At 54.2% G+C, this 15,805-nt stretch carries 16 protein-coding genes and 1 pseudogene; 12 read left to right on the forward strand and 5 right to left on the reverse strand.

Going from position 1 to position 15,805, the window contains the following annotated elements; all coding sequences use genetic code 11:
• Positions 1–15: 15 nt before the first annotated feature.
• Complete coding sequence (locus tag ABFX35_RS06010) at positions 16–732, reverse strand: GntR family transcriptional regulator (protein ID WP_346079822.1); 717 nt, start codon at positions 730–732, stop codon at positions 16–18.
• Between the two features lie 119 nt (positions 733–851).
• On the opposite strand from ABFX35_RS06010, the gene ABFX35_RS06015 reads away from it, so the two are divergent.
• The 4 genes from ABFX35_RS06015 to ABFX35_RS06030 are packed head-to-tail and all read left to right on the forward strand — an operon-like array spanning position 852 to position 5,783.
• Positions 852–1,640: an ABC transporter ATP-binding protein gene (locus tag ABFX35_RS06015; protein WP_095844801.1), complete on the forward strand. Its 789-nt coding sequence runs from the start codon at positions 852–854 to the stop codon at positions 1,638–1,640.
• Between the two features lie 16 nt (positions 1,641–1,656).
• Entirely contained in the window at positions 1,657–2,655 is a 999-nt protein-coding gene (locus ABFX35_RS06020) for an ABC transporter substrate-binding protein (RefSeq protein WP_346079824.1), read from the forward strand.
• Entirely contained in the window at positions 2,652–3,401 is a 750-nt protein-coding gene (locus ABFX35_RS06025; protein ID WP_183096564.1) for an ABC transporter permease, read from the forward strand. The genes ABFX35_RS06020 and ABFX35_RS06025 overlap by 4 nt, the downstream gene beginning before the upstream one ends.
• An 18-nt stretch (positions 3,402–3,419) precedes the next feature.
• The gene (locus tag ABFX35_RS06030; protein WP_346079827.1) at positions 3,420–5,783 is read left to right on the forward strand and encodes a CehA/McbA family metallohydrolase domain-containing protein; all 2,364 of its coding nucleotides are present in this window, start codon (positions 3,420–3,422) and stop codon (positions 5,781–5,783) included.
• 89 nt (positions 5,784–5,872) lie between these two features.
• Here the strand turns inward: ABFX35_RS06030 and ABFX35_RS06035 are convergent, their stop codons facing one another.
• A complete protein-coding gene (locus ABFX35_RS06035; RefSeq protein ID WP_230469513.1) occupies positions 5,873–6,268 on the reverse strand; it encodes an NUDIX hydrolase in 396 nt (131 codons plus the stop codon).
• 447 nt (positions 6,269–6,715) lie between these two features.
• On the opposite strand from ABFX35_RS06035, the gene ABFX35_RS06040 reads away from it, so the two are divergent.
• Positions 6,716–6,847: a hypothetical protein gene (locus ABFX35_RS06040; RefSeq protein ID WP_346079829.1), complete on the forward strand. Its 132-nt coding sequence runs from the start codon at positions 6,716–6,718 to the stop codon at positions 6,845–6,847.
• Here ABFX35_RS06040 and ABFX35_RS06045 read toward each other — a convergent pair.
• Positions 6,844–7,209, reverse strand: coding sequence for a LysR substrate-binding domain-containing protein (locus tag ABFX35_RS06045; protein ID WP_346079831.1), 366 nt, complete (start codon positions 7,207–7,209; stop codon positions 6,844–6,846). The genes ABFX35_RS06040 and ABFX35_RS06045 overlap by 4 nt on opposite strands.
• Here ABFX35_RS06045 and ABFX35_RS06050 point away from each other — a divergent pair.
• The 4 genes and pseudogenes from ABFX35_RS06050 to ABFX35_RS06065 all read left to right on the forward strand — a co-directional run.
• Positions 7,199–8,218: pseudogene (locus tag ABFX35_RS06050) on the forward strand (dihydroxy-acid dehydratase domain-containing protein); the annotation flags it as partial. The gene ABFX35_RS06045 and the pseudogene ABFX35_RS06050 sit on opposite strands and share 11 nt — an antisense overlap.
• The gene (locus ABFX35_RS06055; RefSeq protein ID WP_346079833.1) at positions 8,202–8,858 is read left to right on the forward strand and encodes an amidohydrolase family protein; all 657 of its coding nucleotides are present in this window, start codon (positions 8,202–8,204) and stop codon (positions 8,856–8,858) included. The pseudogene ABFX35_RS06050 and the gene ABFX35_RS06055, both read left to right, overlap by 17 nt.
• A 104-nt stretch (positions 8,859–8,962) precedes the next feature.
• Positions 8,963–9,601, forward strand: coding sequence for a fumarylacetoacetate hydrolase family protein (locus ABFX35_RS06060; RefSeq protein WP_346079835.1), 639 nt, complete (start codon positions 8,963–8,965; stop codon positions 9,599–9,601).
• 44 nt (positions 9,602–9,645) lie between these two features.
• Complete coding sequence (locus ABFX35_RS06065) at positions 9,646–10,524, forward strand: NAD(P)-dependent oxidoreductase (RefSeq protein WP_346079837.1); 879 nt, start codon at positions 9,646–9,648, stop codon at positions 10,522–10,524.
• A 140-nt stretch (positions 10,525–10,664) separates the two neighbouring features.
• Here ABFX35_RS06065 and ABFX35_RS06070 read toward each other — a convergent pair whose 3' ends face one another.
• Positions 10,665–11,849: an MFS transporter gene (locus ABFX35_RS06070; protein WP_346079839.1), complete on the reverse strand. Its 1,185-nt coding sequence runs from the start codon at positions 11,847–11,849 to the stop codon at positions 10,665–10,667.
• 387 nt (positions 11,850–12,236) lie between these two features.
• On the opposite strand from ABFX35_RS06070, the gene ABFX35_RS06075 reads away from it, so the two are divergent.
• A complete protein-coding gene (locus tag ABFX35_RS06075; protein ID WP_279022484.1) occupies positions 12,237–13,118 on the forward strand; it encodes a LysR family transcriptional regulator in 882 nt (293 codons plus the stop codon).
• A 105-nt stretch (positions 13,119–13,223) separates the two neighbouring features.
• On the opposite strand, the gene ABFX35_RS06080 is transcribed toward ABFX35_RS06075, so the two are convergent.
• Positions 13,224–14,144: a LysR family transcriptional regulator gene (locus ABFX35_RS06080; RefSeq protein WP_279022482.1), complete on the reverse strand. Its 921-nt coding sequence runs from the start codon at positions 14,142–14,144 to the stop codon at positions 13,224–13,226.
• Between the two features lie 141 nt (positions 14,145–14,285).
• On the opposite strand from ABFX35_RS06080, the gene ABFX35_RS06085 reads away from it, so the two are divergent.
• Together ABFX35_RS06085 and ABFX35_RS06090 are read left to right on the forward strand one after the other, a co-directional pair.
• The gene (locus ABFX35_RS06085; protein WP_095844770.1) at positions 14,286–14,675 is read left to right on the forward strand and encodes a RidA family protein; all 390 of its coding nucleotides are present in this window, start codon (positions 14,286–14,288) and stop codon (positions 14,673–14,675) included.
• 146 nt (positions 14,676–14,821) lie between these two features.
• Positions 14,822–15,784 (forward strand): quinone oxidoreductase family protein, encoded by a 963-nt coding sequence (locus ABFX35_RS06090; protein ID WP_346079842.1) that lies wholly within the window; start codon positions 14,822–14,824, stop codon positions 15,782–15,784.
• The last annotated feature ends 21 nt before the right edge of the window (positions 15,785–15,805 follow it).

Genomic DNA, 15,805 nt, shown 5'->3' on the forward strand with positions numbered 1-15,805 from the left:
GAACACCTTCTTTTTTCACCCGTTACTCCAGGTGAATTCATAGCGTTCCGGGATGATGTAAAACACAGTGTGTTCAGCACAATGGTTGTCTGCGAACCATGAGATTCGCTCCATCTGAAACAGTGGCACCCCCTTGTTGATCTGCAGAATACCGGCAAGCGCTTTGTCGGCATAAGTGAGCCGGATGGCGATTTCCGATCGCAGGATCGGCTGCCGGGCACTTTTCTCCAGCAGCGACCAGGTTGTCTCCTGTTCGGTTTGTTGCCAGGTTAATTCCTGCGTAAAGACTGAAAAATGGCTGTAGCCTACGGCAATGGGTTCATCATCCACCAGATGAAGCCGTGCGACAAAGGTCAGGGCCGCATTCTCGCCTAACAGCTCGCGTAGTGCATTGGGCGTTGCCACCGTTTTGCGCTGCAGCAGCCGCATTGTGGCATTTAGGCCCTGCTGTTTCAGCGATTCGTGAAAGCTGCGCATGATGTGAATACCGTGCGCCACTTTTTTTCCTGAAACATAGGTTCCTTTCCCTTGCTTCCTCTCCACCAGACCGTTTTCAGTCAGGGACTTTAATGCAAGACGCACGGTCACCCGGCTGACGCCAAACCGTTGTTCCAACGCGGATTCCGACGGCAGCTTGCCGCTCGGCTGATAGAGCCCCGCCGCAATCTCTTGCTGTAGCGTATCGGCAATTTGCCGATATAACGAGGTCAGATTTTCACGCACCAGTGTCATGCACTCTCCAGATAGGTTGTATTCCGTTCGGATCTAATTTAGTGAGAAGCGATCTTAGATCAACTTGTATTAATACGTATTATTACTTCATCCACTTATTCTTTCACAGAGCGGCCCAGATGAATATACGCAGTACACCCACGCTGAAGGTAGACCAGATAACGTTTTGCTATCCCGGCGGCGCAACGGTGTTCCGTGATTTTAGCTTCCACGCCCGGGACGGCGAGTTTGTGGTGTTACTGGGCCCCTCCGGCTGCGGCAAAAGCACACTGCTGAATCTGCTTGCGGGTTTTACTCAACCCGAACAGGGCAGCATACGGGTGCGCGGGGAAAAAACGTACCCAGAGAATGCTGCTCTGGGATATGTCTTTCAACAACCTCAACTGTTTGGCTGGCTTAGCGCACTGGAAAATGTGCGCTTCGGCCTGCGTATGCGCAACCAGGGCGATAAGAAAGCGCAACGCGCGCTTGCTCGGCAGTACCTGGCGCGCGTGGGCCTCGACCATGCGGCAGACTCTCTGCCACATCAAATGTCTGGTGGTATGCAGCAGCGCGTTTCGCTAGCGCGAGCGTTGGCACTGGAGCCCAGCGTGCTGTTAATGGACGAACCGTTTGCCGCGCTTGATGCCATTACGCGTGGTGACATGAACGAAGAGACGCTGCGCCTATGGTCTGCCCTTGGTCAGACGACGGTATTTATCACGCACGATATTGATGAGGCCGTGTTCCTTGCCGATCGCGTTATCGTGCTTAACCGGGCGCCGGGCGGTATTCACAGTGAACTCACTATCGATTTGCCACGCCCGCGGAGCAATCTTGAAACACGCCAATTACCCGCTTTCACCGCTTATCGCAATGAACTCCTTAAGCGCATCAGTGACGTGATGCAACAGTCGCCAACACACTAAAAACAGAGACATTATTATGAGCAAATCACTTTTCACCGTGTTGATACCAGGGCTTCTTATCTCCTCATCTGTCTTTGCGGCAGATACCGCACCGCTGCGCATTGGCTGGGTTTACGCCCTGGCAAACGCGCCTGCGCTGATCGCAGAGAAAGAGGGCTTTTATAAACAGGAAGGGTTGAACGTTGAGCTGAAATCTTTTGGCGACGGGCCGGTGATTAGCCAGGCGCTGGCGGCGCACGAGTTGGATGCTGCGTACATTGGCGCACCCCCCGTGTTTCAGTGGTATTCACGCGGCCTGAAGGGGCAGATCATCGCCAAAGTAAACAGTGGCCAGGCGGCGCTGATGGTACCGACTGGCAGCAATATCACGCAGTTGTCCGGCCTGAAAGGGAAGCGAATTGCCGGCGTGAAAAAAGGCAGCGGTATGGATGTGTTACTGCGTGGTTTGGTGCTGGAGCAGCAGGCAAAACTGACAGCGGATAAAGATGTACAGGTTGTGAGTATGCCCGCTGGTAATATGCCCGCCGCCCTGCGCCAGGGCGTGGTGGATGCCGCCTTCACCTGGGAGCCCTTCATCAGCGAGGCGGTACTGCGTGGCGATGCCAGAGTATTGTTTGACGTTAATCAGGCGCAGCCAAACTATCCCTGGTATGTGCTGATGGCACAGCCGGAAACGCTGAAAGATCGTCCTGATGACGTGGTTAAACTGCTGCGCGCCCACAAAAAAGCGGTCGACTTCATCAATCAGCATCCTGCGGCAGCCGACAAAATCATCGCCGATGCCTTCAGGTTACAGGCAATCAAAACAGCACAGGGAAAAACGCTTTCACCTGAAGAGCTGGTCAAAAATGCGCGTCAGCGTATCGGCTGGTCGGTCACCTTAACCGATAAGGATAAAGCCTTTATTCAGCGGTTGATGGTTGATTCACAGGCGCTGGGTTACATGCAGCAATCGCCTGATGTGAATGAGGTGGTCGATACGCAATGGCTGCAAAAGGCAGGGTTGCAGCCGTGAAAGGGGTTAAACCTAACTGGGGTTGGGCATCGCTTCCGTTTCTGTTGCTGGTCTGGATAGCCGTGGCTAGCCGTTATCCCGCTTACGTATTGCCACAACCCTGGGATGTCTGGAATGAAGCGGTGCGCTGGTTCAGCGACGGCTCGATCTGGGCTCAACTGTGGGCCAGCCTGTTGGAGGAATTTGCAGGCTTTACCCTGGCGGTACTGATGGCACTGATTCTGGGCACCAGCGCCGGCTTGTCCGATCGTTTTCGTGATTTCATCACGCCGCTCAACAGCCTGTTTATGGCTATTCCCCCCATTGCCTGGGCACCGTTGATGCTGCTGATTTTTGGTTTGGGCCTCACCTCAATCGTGGTGGTGATCTTTATCGCGGCGTTGTTTCCCATGTGTATCACTATCCAGGAAGGCATCCGCGGAATTCGCGGTGGTGAAGTCCGTGCCGCACGCACGCTGGGGGCGAGCGCCAGTCAATTGTTACTGCACGTTTATCTGCCCAGTTCGCTGCCATTCATCACCGCGGCGCTGCGTATTGGCTTTAGCCAAGCCTGGCGCGCACTGGTGGCGGCCGAAATGCTTGGCGCTTCGCAGGGGATTGGCTGGATGGTCGCCATGGGCGGCCAGACAGGCAACAGCAGCCAGGTTTTGCTGGGGATTTGCCTGATCGGGCTGATCGCCTGGCTAATGGAAAATCTTGTTTTTCGCCGCGTTGAACAGCGCTATCAGCGCTGGCGTGCCCGTTAATATTCAAAGAGGTATACCGTGAGTCAGTTTGATATCCGCGATGCGGGAGAATACATTGCACCTGAAGGGTTGTATGAGCAGAACAAAGCTCGGCCGTTTTTGGGCGGCGTTCACTGTTCCCACCGGCGCATCACGGCCGGCTCCTGGGAGGAAATGGTGTTGACCTATACCGTCGGTGCCAGTGGGCTGGCCGACGGGGCGTGGCTTAAGCTGGCCTTTAAATTTTATTCGGACTGGGCGCTTTTTCAGACCAGCGATCCCGCAGCGGCAAACTTTGTCAGCGCCGAGTATCAGGCGGGCCCCTTACTGCCCGGCCAAAGCCCGGCCACCGTGCAGCATCTTAAGGTGCGCTTCGATCAGAAAGGGCATGAGCGGCCGTTTCAGAAAGCCATTCTGATCGATATCATTGATGGGTATCTCAATCCTGGAGACCAGATCCACATTCGTCTTGGCGACCGGCGCCGGGGTGGTGGTGGCACGCGCGTGCAGAGTTTTGTGGAAAAAGACTTCCGATTCCGCCTGTTTGTTGATCCGTTGGGCAGTTCAAAATTTGCAGAAGTGCCGGGCGATGTGCTGCTTGATATCGTGCCGGGGGCACCCGCGTCGCTTTCCGTTATCGCACCGCGGCTGATCCCGCCGGGCACCGCCTTTGATGCGATCGTTCGCCTGGATGACGTGTGGGGGAATACCTGTCGTGAGCTGCCGCTGGCGGGCAATCTCACGTTGACGTCCACATCCGGGCAGACACAGCAGCAGCGCTTTACCCTGGCCGCGCAGGGCTGGGCGGTAACCCGTATTAGCGATCTCACTCTGAGCGCGGGTGAATGGCAGATTAGCGCCGTGCTGGACGACCTACCGCAACTGCCGGGGCAGGCGTGGATCACCATTGAAGAGACTGCCACGAAACTGCGCCCGCTCTATGCCGATCTTCATGTGCACTCCGACGATACCGTCGGCACCAATGACACGCTCTATAACCTCAGCTACGGACGGGATGTGGCGGGGTTGGATATCCTCGGTTATACGGCAAACGACTTCAACGTTACCGAGGCGCGTTGGAAACACGCGGTCAAGTTAATCAACGCGCTGAATACGCCCGACCGTTTCGTCTGCTATTCCGGTACGGAGTGGTGCGGTAATACCTGTGCCGGTGGTGATCACAACGTGGTGTTCCTTGAAGACGACGAACCACAGTTTCCTTTCGATAATCAGGGCCGGCTGGTTCGCTCGTTTGAATGGAACGAATTCACGGCCGGCACAATCAAGCCAGGTGCCTGGCCTCTGGACGAGCTCTATGCCGCCTATGCGCGCGAGCCGCACAAACACCTGTTAATCCCACACATCGGCGGGCGCCGTTGTAACCTTGACTGGCACCATCCGGAACTGGAGCGTCTGATTGAAGTCGGGTCGGCATGGGGACAGTTCCACTGGGTGTATGCCGAAGCGCTGGAGCGTGGTTATCGTCTTGGTGCTTCGGCAAACAGTGATGAACATCAGGGGCGGTGCGGCGGCGGCGTTCCGGCGACGGCGGTATTTGGTTCGCGCGGCGGCCTGACCGGTGTTCTGGCGGAACGGTTTGATCGCAAAGGCGTGGCGCAGGCATTACGCGCTCGCCATACCTTTGCAACTACGGGCGAGCGCAGTTATGCCGAACTGCGAGCAGGTGATGCATTGATGGGTGATGTTGCCGCTTTCAGCACTGCCCGTGCACTCAGTTATCGCTTGTTGGGTGACGCAGGCTGGGAGTCCGTTACGCTCTTTGATGGGGAAAAAGTGGTCTGGGAGCGGGATTTGCACGCTGAACTGGGGCGCTCAACGCGTGAATTTCGTGTCAGGCTCAGCGGCGCGCGCATTAAAGATCGTTATCGAGGGGCATACTGGCATGGCGAAGTTGAGGTTCTGGGCTCGCCTATCAATCATTTCCGACTTACCGGCGCGGACCACCCGGAACAAACCCTCTGGCGTAAAAGCCACACACAGATCGGTTTGCGCACCGACACCAATGGTGACAGCGACACCATCAACGTCATTACCGGTGGGCTGGAACAGGCGCGCATTCGCCTGCAACTGGATATTAATGGTTATATAAAAGTTGGCGATCCTCTGGCACCTAATCCACATGCATACGCCCCCACGTTTTTCACTGAACTGGATGGTAACGAGCTATTGCGTGCAGGGAAACTGACATTTAGCCTGCCAGGAACAGAGTTACAGATTGAGATCGAAGCCGTGACCGAGAAAGCGTTGCCGCGTGATCTCAGCGGTGACATTCAGATCGGTGAATTACCGTTGCCTGAGAAAAAGGAACACGCGCTATTTATCAGTGCCCGGCAAAGTGATCAATCGCGCATATGGACTTCTGCGCTTTTCCTGGCACGTTGAACATTCAGTTCGGGCAGGCTTAGGTGCCTGGAGGGAGAGCGGTTGGCAACGAGGACATGCCGTTGCCAACCGCCATTTTGGCTGCCTTGCTAGACCGGATTTAACAGCGGCAGCACATGGTCTTTTGTAAGTGGCGCCAGGTTCACTCCTTTATCTTGTCCCGGTTGAAACCAGATGATTTCTGCTATCTCGGCGGCTGGGGAAACAGGTTCTGAAATGTGAACCTTGAATATTTCGGCTACAACCGTCCAGCCTGGCTCGTTGACGGCGGGTGCGGCGAACTTACCGATATACTCGGGCGCGGACGCGGAAACCTGCACATTCAGCTCTTCCTGAAGCTCACGGCAAAGCGCTGCTATGGGTTTTTCGCCGCGTTCTATCTTGCCGCCGGGCTGCATGAAAGCGGCGGTGCCGCGTTTTCTGACCAACAAGACTCGTCCATCCGAACGAACGATGAGTGCGGCCGCGATATGTATTTCTTTGATGGTTGCCATGTCGTTTTTCATCATTCCTTATTAAAGCAAAATGAGGTTACAGAGAGCCCTTGTTTGACGTAAAGCGCTTCCCAGTCAAGCATCGATAGATGCGCATCCAGCAGAAAATCGACGCCTTTGACGGAAACGAGAGGGCTGTTATCTCCGGCATACCGCTAGCATAACCGGTATGAAATCCGTGGGTACACCCGGCAGATTTGTCGCCAGCGACCGTGAGCCCAGTCTGCCGTGTCAGAAACCCTGTTGTACCAGGTTCGGCCAGTTGGTTATGCTGGCTGTTCGTCGTGGCCTTAAATTTTCGGGCCGCTTTTTTCATGGATTTTGCTTGCGCCATCGTTCACCTGTTAATGACTTTACTCACTTAACAGCGTGTCCACTATTCGTGGGCAAGATCAATTGGTGATTTGCAAACGCGGTGTTCGCTATCGGTAATCATCGATGCATCAGGGTGATATCGAGCAGATTTTGCAACGTTGCGGCTTGGTTCCCCTTATTACGCCAGGCAATGCCGGTATCAAGATGTGGCGCATCGGCCAGCAGATCGAGATAGATGACGTCGGTTCTGGCTAAATGACGCAGTGAGTTGGCACCAGCGCGATACCCATGCCTGCGGCCACCAGGCTAATAATCGTTTGCATCTGAATAGCATATTGCACGATATGCGCATTTTTTCCGTAAGAGGTGTAGTAGCTCATTACCAGCGAATAGAACGCGGGCGCCAGATGTTGCGGAAATATAATCAATGGCGCTTCGATCACCGATGACGGGCACAGTTTGCCATCGTTCAGCGTCAGTTGCTGTTGTCTGACCCAGGCAGCGGGAACTGCAGCAATTAACGGTTCGGACAATAGTTTTTGATAATTTAATTCGGCCGGTAATTTTGTGTTTTCTGCGTGGATAATAATCCCCGCATCAGTTTTTTCATCAAGCACCGTGTTGCATTTACTGGCTGCCGCTTATGAAGCACGCGTCGATTTTTCCATGGCGGACATTGATCGTTTATCTCGCCGCGTGCCAGTGCTATGCAAAGTGTCACCGGCGGTGCCGGATGTGCATATGGAGGATGTTCATCGGGCGGGTGGCGTGATGGGCATCATGGCTGAACTGGCGCGCGCAAACTTGATTCATACTGAGTTACCGACGGTGCATGCGTCGTCGCTGGGCGAGGCTCTGGCCCACTGGGATGTAAAGTCCACAACAGATGATGCCGTCAGGCGTTTCTATCGTGCCGCGCCAGGCGGCGTTCGCACCCATAGGGCATTTAGCCAGGATAACTATTATCCGGCGTTAGACACTAACAGAACCTCTGGCGCCATTCGTGATGTACCGCATGCTTTTTCCCGTGATGGCGGGCTGGCAGTACTATCCGGCAATATTGCGCTTGATGGTTGTATTGTGAAAACCGCCAGTGTTGCTCCCGAAATGCTCAGCTTCAGCGGTGTGGCCCGAGTATTCGAAGGCCAGGATGAGGCGGTTGAAGCAATACTTTCCGGTGAGGTCTGTGCTGGCGATGTGGTCGTGGTGCGTTATGAAGGCCCCCGTGGCGGGCCGGGGATGCAGGAAATGCTTTATCCGACCAGTTACCTGAAGTCAAAAGGGCTAAACAAAAAATGCGCGCTGATCACCGATGGCCGTTTCTCCGGCGGCTCGTCAGGCCTGTCGATTGGCCATGTTTCGCCTGAGGCGGCTGAAGGTGGCACGATTGCGTTGATCGAAAATGGCGATGTTATCAACATTGATATCCCGGCGCGTTCTATCCAACTGAGGGTTGATGATGAAATCCTTGAGCAACGCAGGCAACAAATGGTTGCCAGGGGAACAAAAGCATGGAAGCCGGCCGCGCGTCAGCGCCGGGTTTCGGCAGCGTTAAAAGCTTATGCAGCATTAACCACCAGTGCGGCACGTGGTGCCGTGCGCATTGTGGATGAAGAGGACGCATGAACTCAGATATCTGTTTTTAACCGCCGATGACTTGGGTTGCGATGATAGTTTTGAGGGGGCACGCTGTATTTGCAGCCCGCCGCCGCGGGATGCTGCTAACCAGCAGGTTATCTGGGATGGTCTGGAAAGCGGCGCTTTCGAGGTTTTTTCCTCTGACCATGCTCCCTATAGATTCGATGCCCCAGATGGTAAGAAAGCGCATGGTGAGCAGGCTTCCTTCGATAAGATTGCTAACGGGATTCCCGGCGTGGAAACCCGAATGGCGTTGCTGAGGTCGGAAGGGGTTCGTACCGGGCGGATTACGCCACAGACCTTTGTCGCCCTGACATCAACCCATGCGGCGGAACTGTACGGCCTCTATCCCCGTAAAGGCAGCATTGCTATTGGCGCAGATGCCGATCTGGTTATCTGGGATGATGATCGTGTCTTTACCCTGACGAATGACATGCTGCACCACAATGTCGATTACACCCCCTATGCCGGTATGCAGTTGAGCGCCTGGCCGGCGATGACCCTTTCGCGGGGGGAGGTTGTTTGGGATGGTGAACCACGAGGAGAAAAGGGGCGCGGACGATTTCTGGCTTGTGAGCGGCCGGGGCCGGCTCAGGCTCGGCGGCGAAAAAGCGAGCTGCCTTTATGACAATGGTAGAGTGCGTAGCCGCGCGATTAGTTCGTGGATGGCAAACTGGCACGCGGCAATCGACTGGTGGATTAAGCCTAGCGTCGGACGCCGACGCGTATGCGGTGCAGCAGCAAGTTGCCGATGCCCTGGGGTGGTTTCGCGGCGGAACGGCAAATATCTGGAAGTTGGGCGGGGCACCGGGAGGGGCACCCAGTACCGCCAGGGTGCCGGAAGCGGCGGTATATGCTTCTGGTTGGCAGGTGCCGTCGGGATTCTGTTTTGCTCGTGGCATTGAGGCCGAGATTGTTGTCCGACTGGGGCGCGATCTGGATGCCGGTTGTGATTTATCCACGGTTTACTCCGCTATTGACGCCTGGATGCCGGGGATCGAGCTTTGCGATACCCGGTGGGACGAGGCCGACGCGGCGGACGCGTTGTTACGGTTGGCGGACCAACAAATTAGCCGCGCGTTGATTCTGGGCGAGGAACAGGCGTTTACACCCAATCCGCTATGGCGCACGATGGGCATCTCTATACAGGTGGATCAGGCGCTGATAATGACCGGGTGTGGGAGCCATCCTTTCGGCGACCCGTTGAGCACCATCCCCTGGCTTGCCCGCCATACGGCAAGTCAATCTCAACCACTACGTGCGGGGGATTTGATCGCGACGGGCAGTTGGAGCGGGTTGTTTTGGGCGTCGGCAGGGGGGCGTATTGCGGTGAACTTCGTCGGCGCAGAGCCAGTGCTGCTGCTGACATAATCCACGTAAAAATATATTGGCACTAATCAGGACGCAGGGAAAAAATGATGAATTTACCAAAGGTTACGGTGTTGGGGCTGGGAGCCATGGGGCATGCTTTTGCCCATAACTTGCTGAAGAAGGGTTTTACCGTTGCAGCATGGAACCGCTCGCCGGGAAGAGGTGATGATTTACTGGCCTCCGGCTTAACATGTTATGCGCTGCCACAGCAGGCCGTGGCTGATGTCGATGTTATTATCAGTATGTTGAGCGATGGCGATGCCACACTCTCGGTACTGGCTGATATCGCACCGGCCTGTAAGCCGCAGGCAATTTATTGCCAGATGGGAACCATTGGTGTGCAGGAAACCCAGGATGCTATCGCGTTGCTCAAGCAGCTACAGCCCGGCATGCCGTTTGTTGATGCACCTGTTTCCGGTACCAAAGCGCCAGCAGAGAACGCACAAATTCTGGTCCTCGCCAGCGGTGAGCAAGAGAAGTGTGCCGCCGCCGAACAGGTCTTCGCGGCCATATCACGCGGTACGCAATGGTTCGGTGCTGCGGGTAACAGCCAGAAAATGAAGCTGATACTGAACGCCTGGCTTATTTCGATGATGCAAGGGGTTGCAGAGAGTACGCTTTTAGCGAAAAGTCTGGGCTTCACCCCGGAGCAGTTCTGGAGCGCGCTTGAGGGCGGCCCGTTGGCTGCGCCCTATATCAAAGTAAAACTGGATGCGATCGCGAAGCATCAATATGCGCCGCAAATGCAACTCACTCATGCGTTGAAGGATGCAAAGTTGGCGCTAACGCTGGCTCCTCCGACGACGATGCCGGTGCTGGATAAAATTGCCGACCTCTGGCAAGAGGCGGTGGAAGACGGGTTTGGCGCTCAGGATCTGTCGTCGGTTTATCAGTGGTTGGATAATCAGTCTTCGGAAGTTTAATCCCCTGGCAAACCCAACTGGGTATTCAGTTGGCCATGGCAGTGACGCAATTTCAGGTCTGGAGAGAGATTCTCCAAACCTGCAACCTTGACTAACGCAATGCTAAGGCCTCTTTCATTTCCCGAGCCCCATTAAAAATGTCAGATATTGGCCTGGGGGTTAACAGCAGGCTGATCGTAACGGTTATTTTTCAAAACAGGCAGTAGGGTGACAATCGCTAAACCGGCAAGGAAAATACCGATCAACGCCGGAGAGCGATAGCCCAAGCCTTGGTCAATGGCATAGCCGCCGCCCCAAGAGCCGACAACTACGCCAAGGCAAATCACTGAAGTATGCATGGTATTAATCAGTGACGTATTCGGCGCTGCTTTAAAAACGCGTGAGGACATGGCAGGCGTGAGCGTAATACCTGTAAGCCCTAATACCATGACCGATATCAGAACCAGTATTTTATTATCAAAAAAGGTGTAAATCCCAAACAGCGCAAATACCAGCACGATGCTACCGACGAAAACCACTTTAATCGGTGATTTATCGGCTAAGCGACCTACCAGGAAATTACCTATTACCGTAAATACACCGTAAGCAAAGAGAATGGCTGGAATATAAGATGAATCGAAACCGACAGTTTTTTCAAAATAGGGCACGAAGTAGCTGAATGTCGCGAAGGTCGCCGCAATAATAAAAAAGCTCGTGACAAATGCACCCCAGATTGAGCCGTTTATAATTGAGCTAAATTCAGCCTTAATACTGCCCGTAGCCTCTGCCGTGAATTTAGGCACAATCAGAATAATACCTATTCCGGCGAACGCGGTGAGGGCAATAATCAATGCGAAGGAGACTCTCCAGCCATAATACTGATCAAGGATTGCCGATATTGGCAGCCCCGCGACCGTCGCTATCATCATCCCGCCCAATACGATAGAGGCTGCAACGCCAAAGCGTTCCGGCGGAACCATTTTTGCCGCCGTCAACAACGCAAAGCCGAAGAAAGCAGCCGAAGATAATCCGGTAGCGAACCTTGCCATTGCTAACAGATCATAGGTCGCAGAAACGGTTGCGACGATCTGGGCGACAAGAAATATGCCGGTAATTGTCAATAATGCTGCTTTATTACTCAGTTTGACTAAAAACGTCGCGAGTAATGGACCGCCGAAAACCATACCTAATGAATAAATGGTAATTAAATATCCAACTTTAGGAATAGAAACCCCTAAATCAGAGGACATTGATGTTATTAATCCTGCGACCATGTATTCCGATGTGGTCATGGCAAATAGGGTAAACCCTAAGACATATATTGCCGCTGGAAGTGGTTTGCTCATGTGAATTTACTCGGCGTGGTTAAGAGTGATTAAATTAATACTCTCGCTTGTTGGTTTTTGTAAATAAAATATTGATCATAATTGTTATGATTTTTTTCACTAATAAAAGGGTGAGGGTTATTGAGGCGCCGTGTTAGGCTGGCAAGATGTGATGGAGTCTTCCTTAATTTGTAGCCGCGGCAGTCTCGGGCTGTTACCGGCACTCGGTGCTCAATGATGCCGCCACGCAAGGATATTGCAATAATTGTGGCGACATAGCGTTAACTTTTAACTAATCTCATATTGATATTAAACTTTCGTCAGGACTTTTTGTATCTTGAGCCATAATGTTGCTTTACTGCCTCCACGAGGCATAGGTGTTCGCGCAAGGGATGGAAGAGAAGACTTATGGATTTGAATGCGCTTAAAATCTTTGTCAAGGTAGGGGAGACGCAGAGTTTTACCAAGGCCGCACAGGCATTGGGTCTCACCCAGTCAGGGGTCTCACGTGCAATTGCCAGGCTTGAGCTCGACCTTCGCGTTACCTTGCTAAACCGCAATACCCACTCTGTAAGTCTGACTACCGACGGCGTATTTTTATATGAATCCTCTCGAAGCCTAATGCATGAAATGGATGAGGTCGGACAGTCGCTTACCGGAAGAACGGTATTTCCTGAAGGCGAGCTAAGAATAACCACGCCTTCTGCCTATGGCCGATTGGTCATTATTCCTATACTCAAAGAGATCCTCGACAGATATCCGGCATTATCAATTGACGCCGTCATGACCGACCGATTGGTTGATCTGGTGGAAGAAGGCTTTGACGCAGCGATAAGAATTGGCAGCGTACAGGACTCACGGCTTATCGCCAGAACCATCAAGCATTTGCGCTTTGTCACCGTTGCGTCGCCGGAATATTTAAACAGCCACGGGATCCCTAAAGAGCCTGCGGAATTGGTGCAGCATAACTGCCTGGCTGTTAAATCGCAAAGAACTGGGCGTAGCACCAAGTGGTTTTATTATATCGACGGAGAACAGCAGTCTTTTGATATTAAGGGCAATTTTGTCGTTGATACGGCGGATGTGCTGTTAGAGGCGGCACTCAGTGGGATGGGTGTTGTACAAATAATGGACTTCGCAGTCGGTAAATATCTGGAGAACGGTAAGCTGGTCGAGCTACTACCCGAATACTCCAACGTTTCTATTCCGCTGTCATTAATCTATGCAAAATCGCGCCATCGTTCGCCTAAAATCAGTACATTGCTGGCGGCATTCGGGCTAGCTATTTGACCCCCAACGTAGATGCCATTGCCCCTGCGTCGTGAGGGTGGCTCAGGTTCATGATCCTGCTTCATTCTGCTGCTGAAAAGCCACGTTGGAGCGAATCAGGGGCTGTTACTTATTGTTGGAATTCGGGGCATGCTGCTGCATCAATTCAATGATCCAATCAATAAAAACTCGCAGTTTGGCGTTGACATGGCGGTTCGGCGGAAATGCCAAGTACAGGGGCATGGGATTAATACGCCATTGTTCAAATAACGGAATCAAGGCGCCACAAGCCTGATGTGCTGCCGCCATATAGAGTGGCAGCGCGATCACGCCTAGCCCAGCTAACCCAGCTTCGAGGTACGCATTGCCATCATCCACAGCAAGCACATAGCTGCTCTTGATTTCAATATGTTCACTCTCACAGTGCAGTGCCAGAGGCGCAATCTTACCGGTGCGTGAGGACAAGAGTCCCACTATGCGATGGTCGGTGTTTTCCAGCTCTCGCGGATGCGCAGGGGTGCCAAGGCGTTCCAGATAACTCGGTGCGGCGTAGGCGCCGATTTGCAAATCGCCGACATGGCGTGCGATCAGGGACTGGTCGTTGATTTCGCCACCGCGCAAGACGCAATCCACGTTGTCGCCGATCAGATCCACCACCCGGTCGCTCACGCCCATGTCGAACTGGATGTCCGGGTAGCGCATGTGGAAAGCCGGTAGCGCCGGCACTATGACGAGGCGGGCCAGCGGACTGGGCACATCCACCCGTAGCCGTCCCCTGGGCGTAACCGCCGCACTGGACAGGCTGGTTTCAGCATCGTCCATGTCCGCCAAGAGGCGGATGACGCGCTCGTAGTAGGCTGCTCCCTCGGGAGTGACGCTGAGCTTGCGGGTGGTGCGATGGAGCAACTTGACGCGCAGGCGCGCTTCCAACTGCTGAATGAGTTGCGTCACCGTGGTTTTGCTCATATGAAGTGTTTGGGCAGCTTTTGTGAAGCTACCTGCCTCCACCACACGCGCAAAGGCGCGCATCCCATCGAAACGATCCATTCCTTGTCCTTTCTTTTCACAGATTGTTTGGATTTTACAAACAATGAAGGACAAAGTCGCTTGTTTATCCACCCGTTCTAGCGCCTGTAAAGTGTCTTTTCGTTCATTGGGCAGATTTCGCCCCATTACAAAGGTACAAACATGACAACACGCGAAGCAGTTTTTCCCTTCGGTCGGCAGGCGCTCTATGAGCGCAATCGGTATTCACCGGCCATCAAATCTAACGGCTTCTTGTTTGTTTCGGGGCAGGTTGGTAGCCGCGAGGATGGGTCGCCTGAACACGATCTAAAAGCGCAGGTCAGGCTGGCATTCGATAACCTTAATGCTGTTCTCGCGGCTGCGGGCTGCACATTCGATGACGTGGTTGATGTAACCCTCTTTGTCGTCGATCCTGAGTCGAACCTCGACGCTATCTGGAGTATCCTGCCAGAATATTGGGGGGAAGCCCCTTACCCCACTTTGACCGGGATCGGCGTGACGTGGCTTTACGGATTCCAGTTTGAGATTAAGGTGATTGCCAAGCTGCCCTAAGCGTTACGGGGCTTTCTGCCAGTCGAAAATTCAACGGGGCAGCCCGCCGCCGGTGACGATCACCGAGTGCCGATCGAACGCTTGAACGGCAAGGCCCACTACGCCGCGCGACTCGGCATCCTGAATCAGTTCGGTCGAGGTAAGCGATGAAAGCAGTTGTCTACGATCAACCCGGATCACCGGATGTCCTTCATTATACGGATGTTCCCGACCCAGTCTGTCCGCCCAATGGCGTTGTCATTCGGGTAGAGACTGTCGCCCTGGAAAGAGGAGACCTGATCAACCGCGCGTCATCGCCGCCGCCTTATCCTGGCTACGTCCTCGGCTATGCGGCAGCAGGCGAGGTCGTTTCAGTGGGCTGCGATGTTCACGACCGTAAGGTTGGTCAGAAGGTCACGAGCTTCGATGTGTCGGGCTCGCATGCCGAATTGCGCGCCGTAGCCGCGAGCAAGACTTGGCTGGTACCGAAGGGTCTCGACATGGCGATCGCAGCCGCATTGCCGATCGCATACGGAACCGCGCATCACTGCCTTTTCGCCCGCGGCGGCTTGAAACGTGGCGAAGCCGTCCTGATCCAGGCGGCGGCCGGTGGTGTGGGAAGCGCCGCCGTACAGCTCGCACATCAGGCTGGTGCAACAGTGCTCGGGACGGTATCCGGTGTGGAAAGGGGCAAACACTTAGCGGCACTTGGATTGGATCATGCAATCGACCGTCGGAGAGTTGACGTGGTGGAGACGGTCATGCGCTTGACCGAGGCCCGAGGTGTCGACCTTGTTGTGGACCCAGTGGGAACAACCATGCAGGACTCCCTGAGGATGTTGCGTCCGGAGGGCCGCTTGGTATTCGTCGGCAACGCCGGTGGACCGACGCTGCAGGTTGAGCTGTGGCCCGCACTTCAGGCGAATCAGTCGTTGTTCGGCGTATTCATGGGAACGCAGCTTGAAAAGCCCGAGGTTCATCAGACGGTTTCCCGGATGTTGGCGCAGGCCGCTAATGGGGGGCTTGAGGTGCTCATAGACCGGACCTTTCCGCTTGCCGATGCGGCACAGGCCCATGCGTATGTCGAAGGCAATCCTACGCTCGGACGTGTCGTTCTTGTCTGCGGCTGATTTGCCGTCTGTGGGCAATCA

Origin of the sequence: Gibbsiella dentisursi, from assembly GCF_039539505.1 — a bacterium.
In the GTDB taxonomy this organism is placed as follows: domain Bacteria; phylum Pseudomonadota; class Gammaproteobacteria; order Enterobacterales; family Enterobacteriaceae; genus Gibbsiella; species Gibbsiella quercinecans.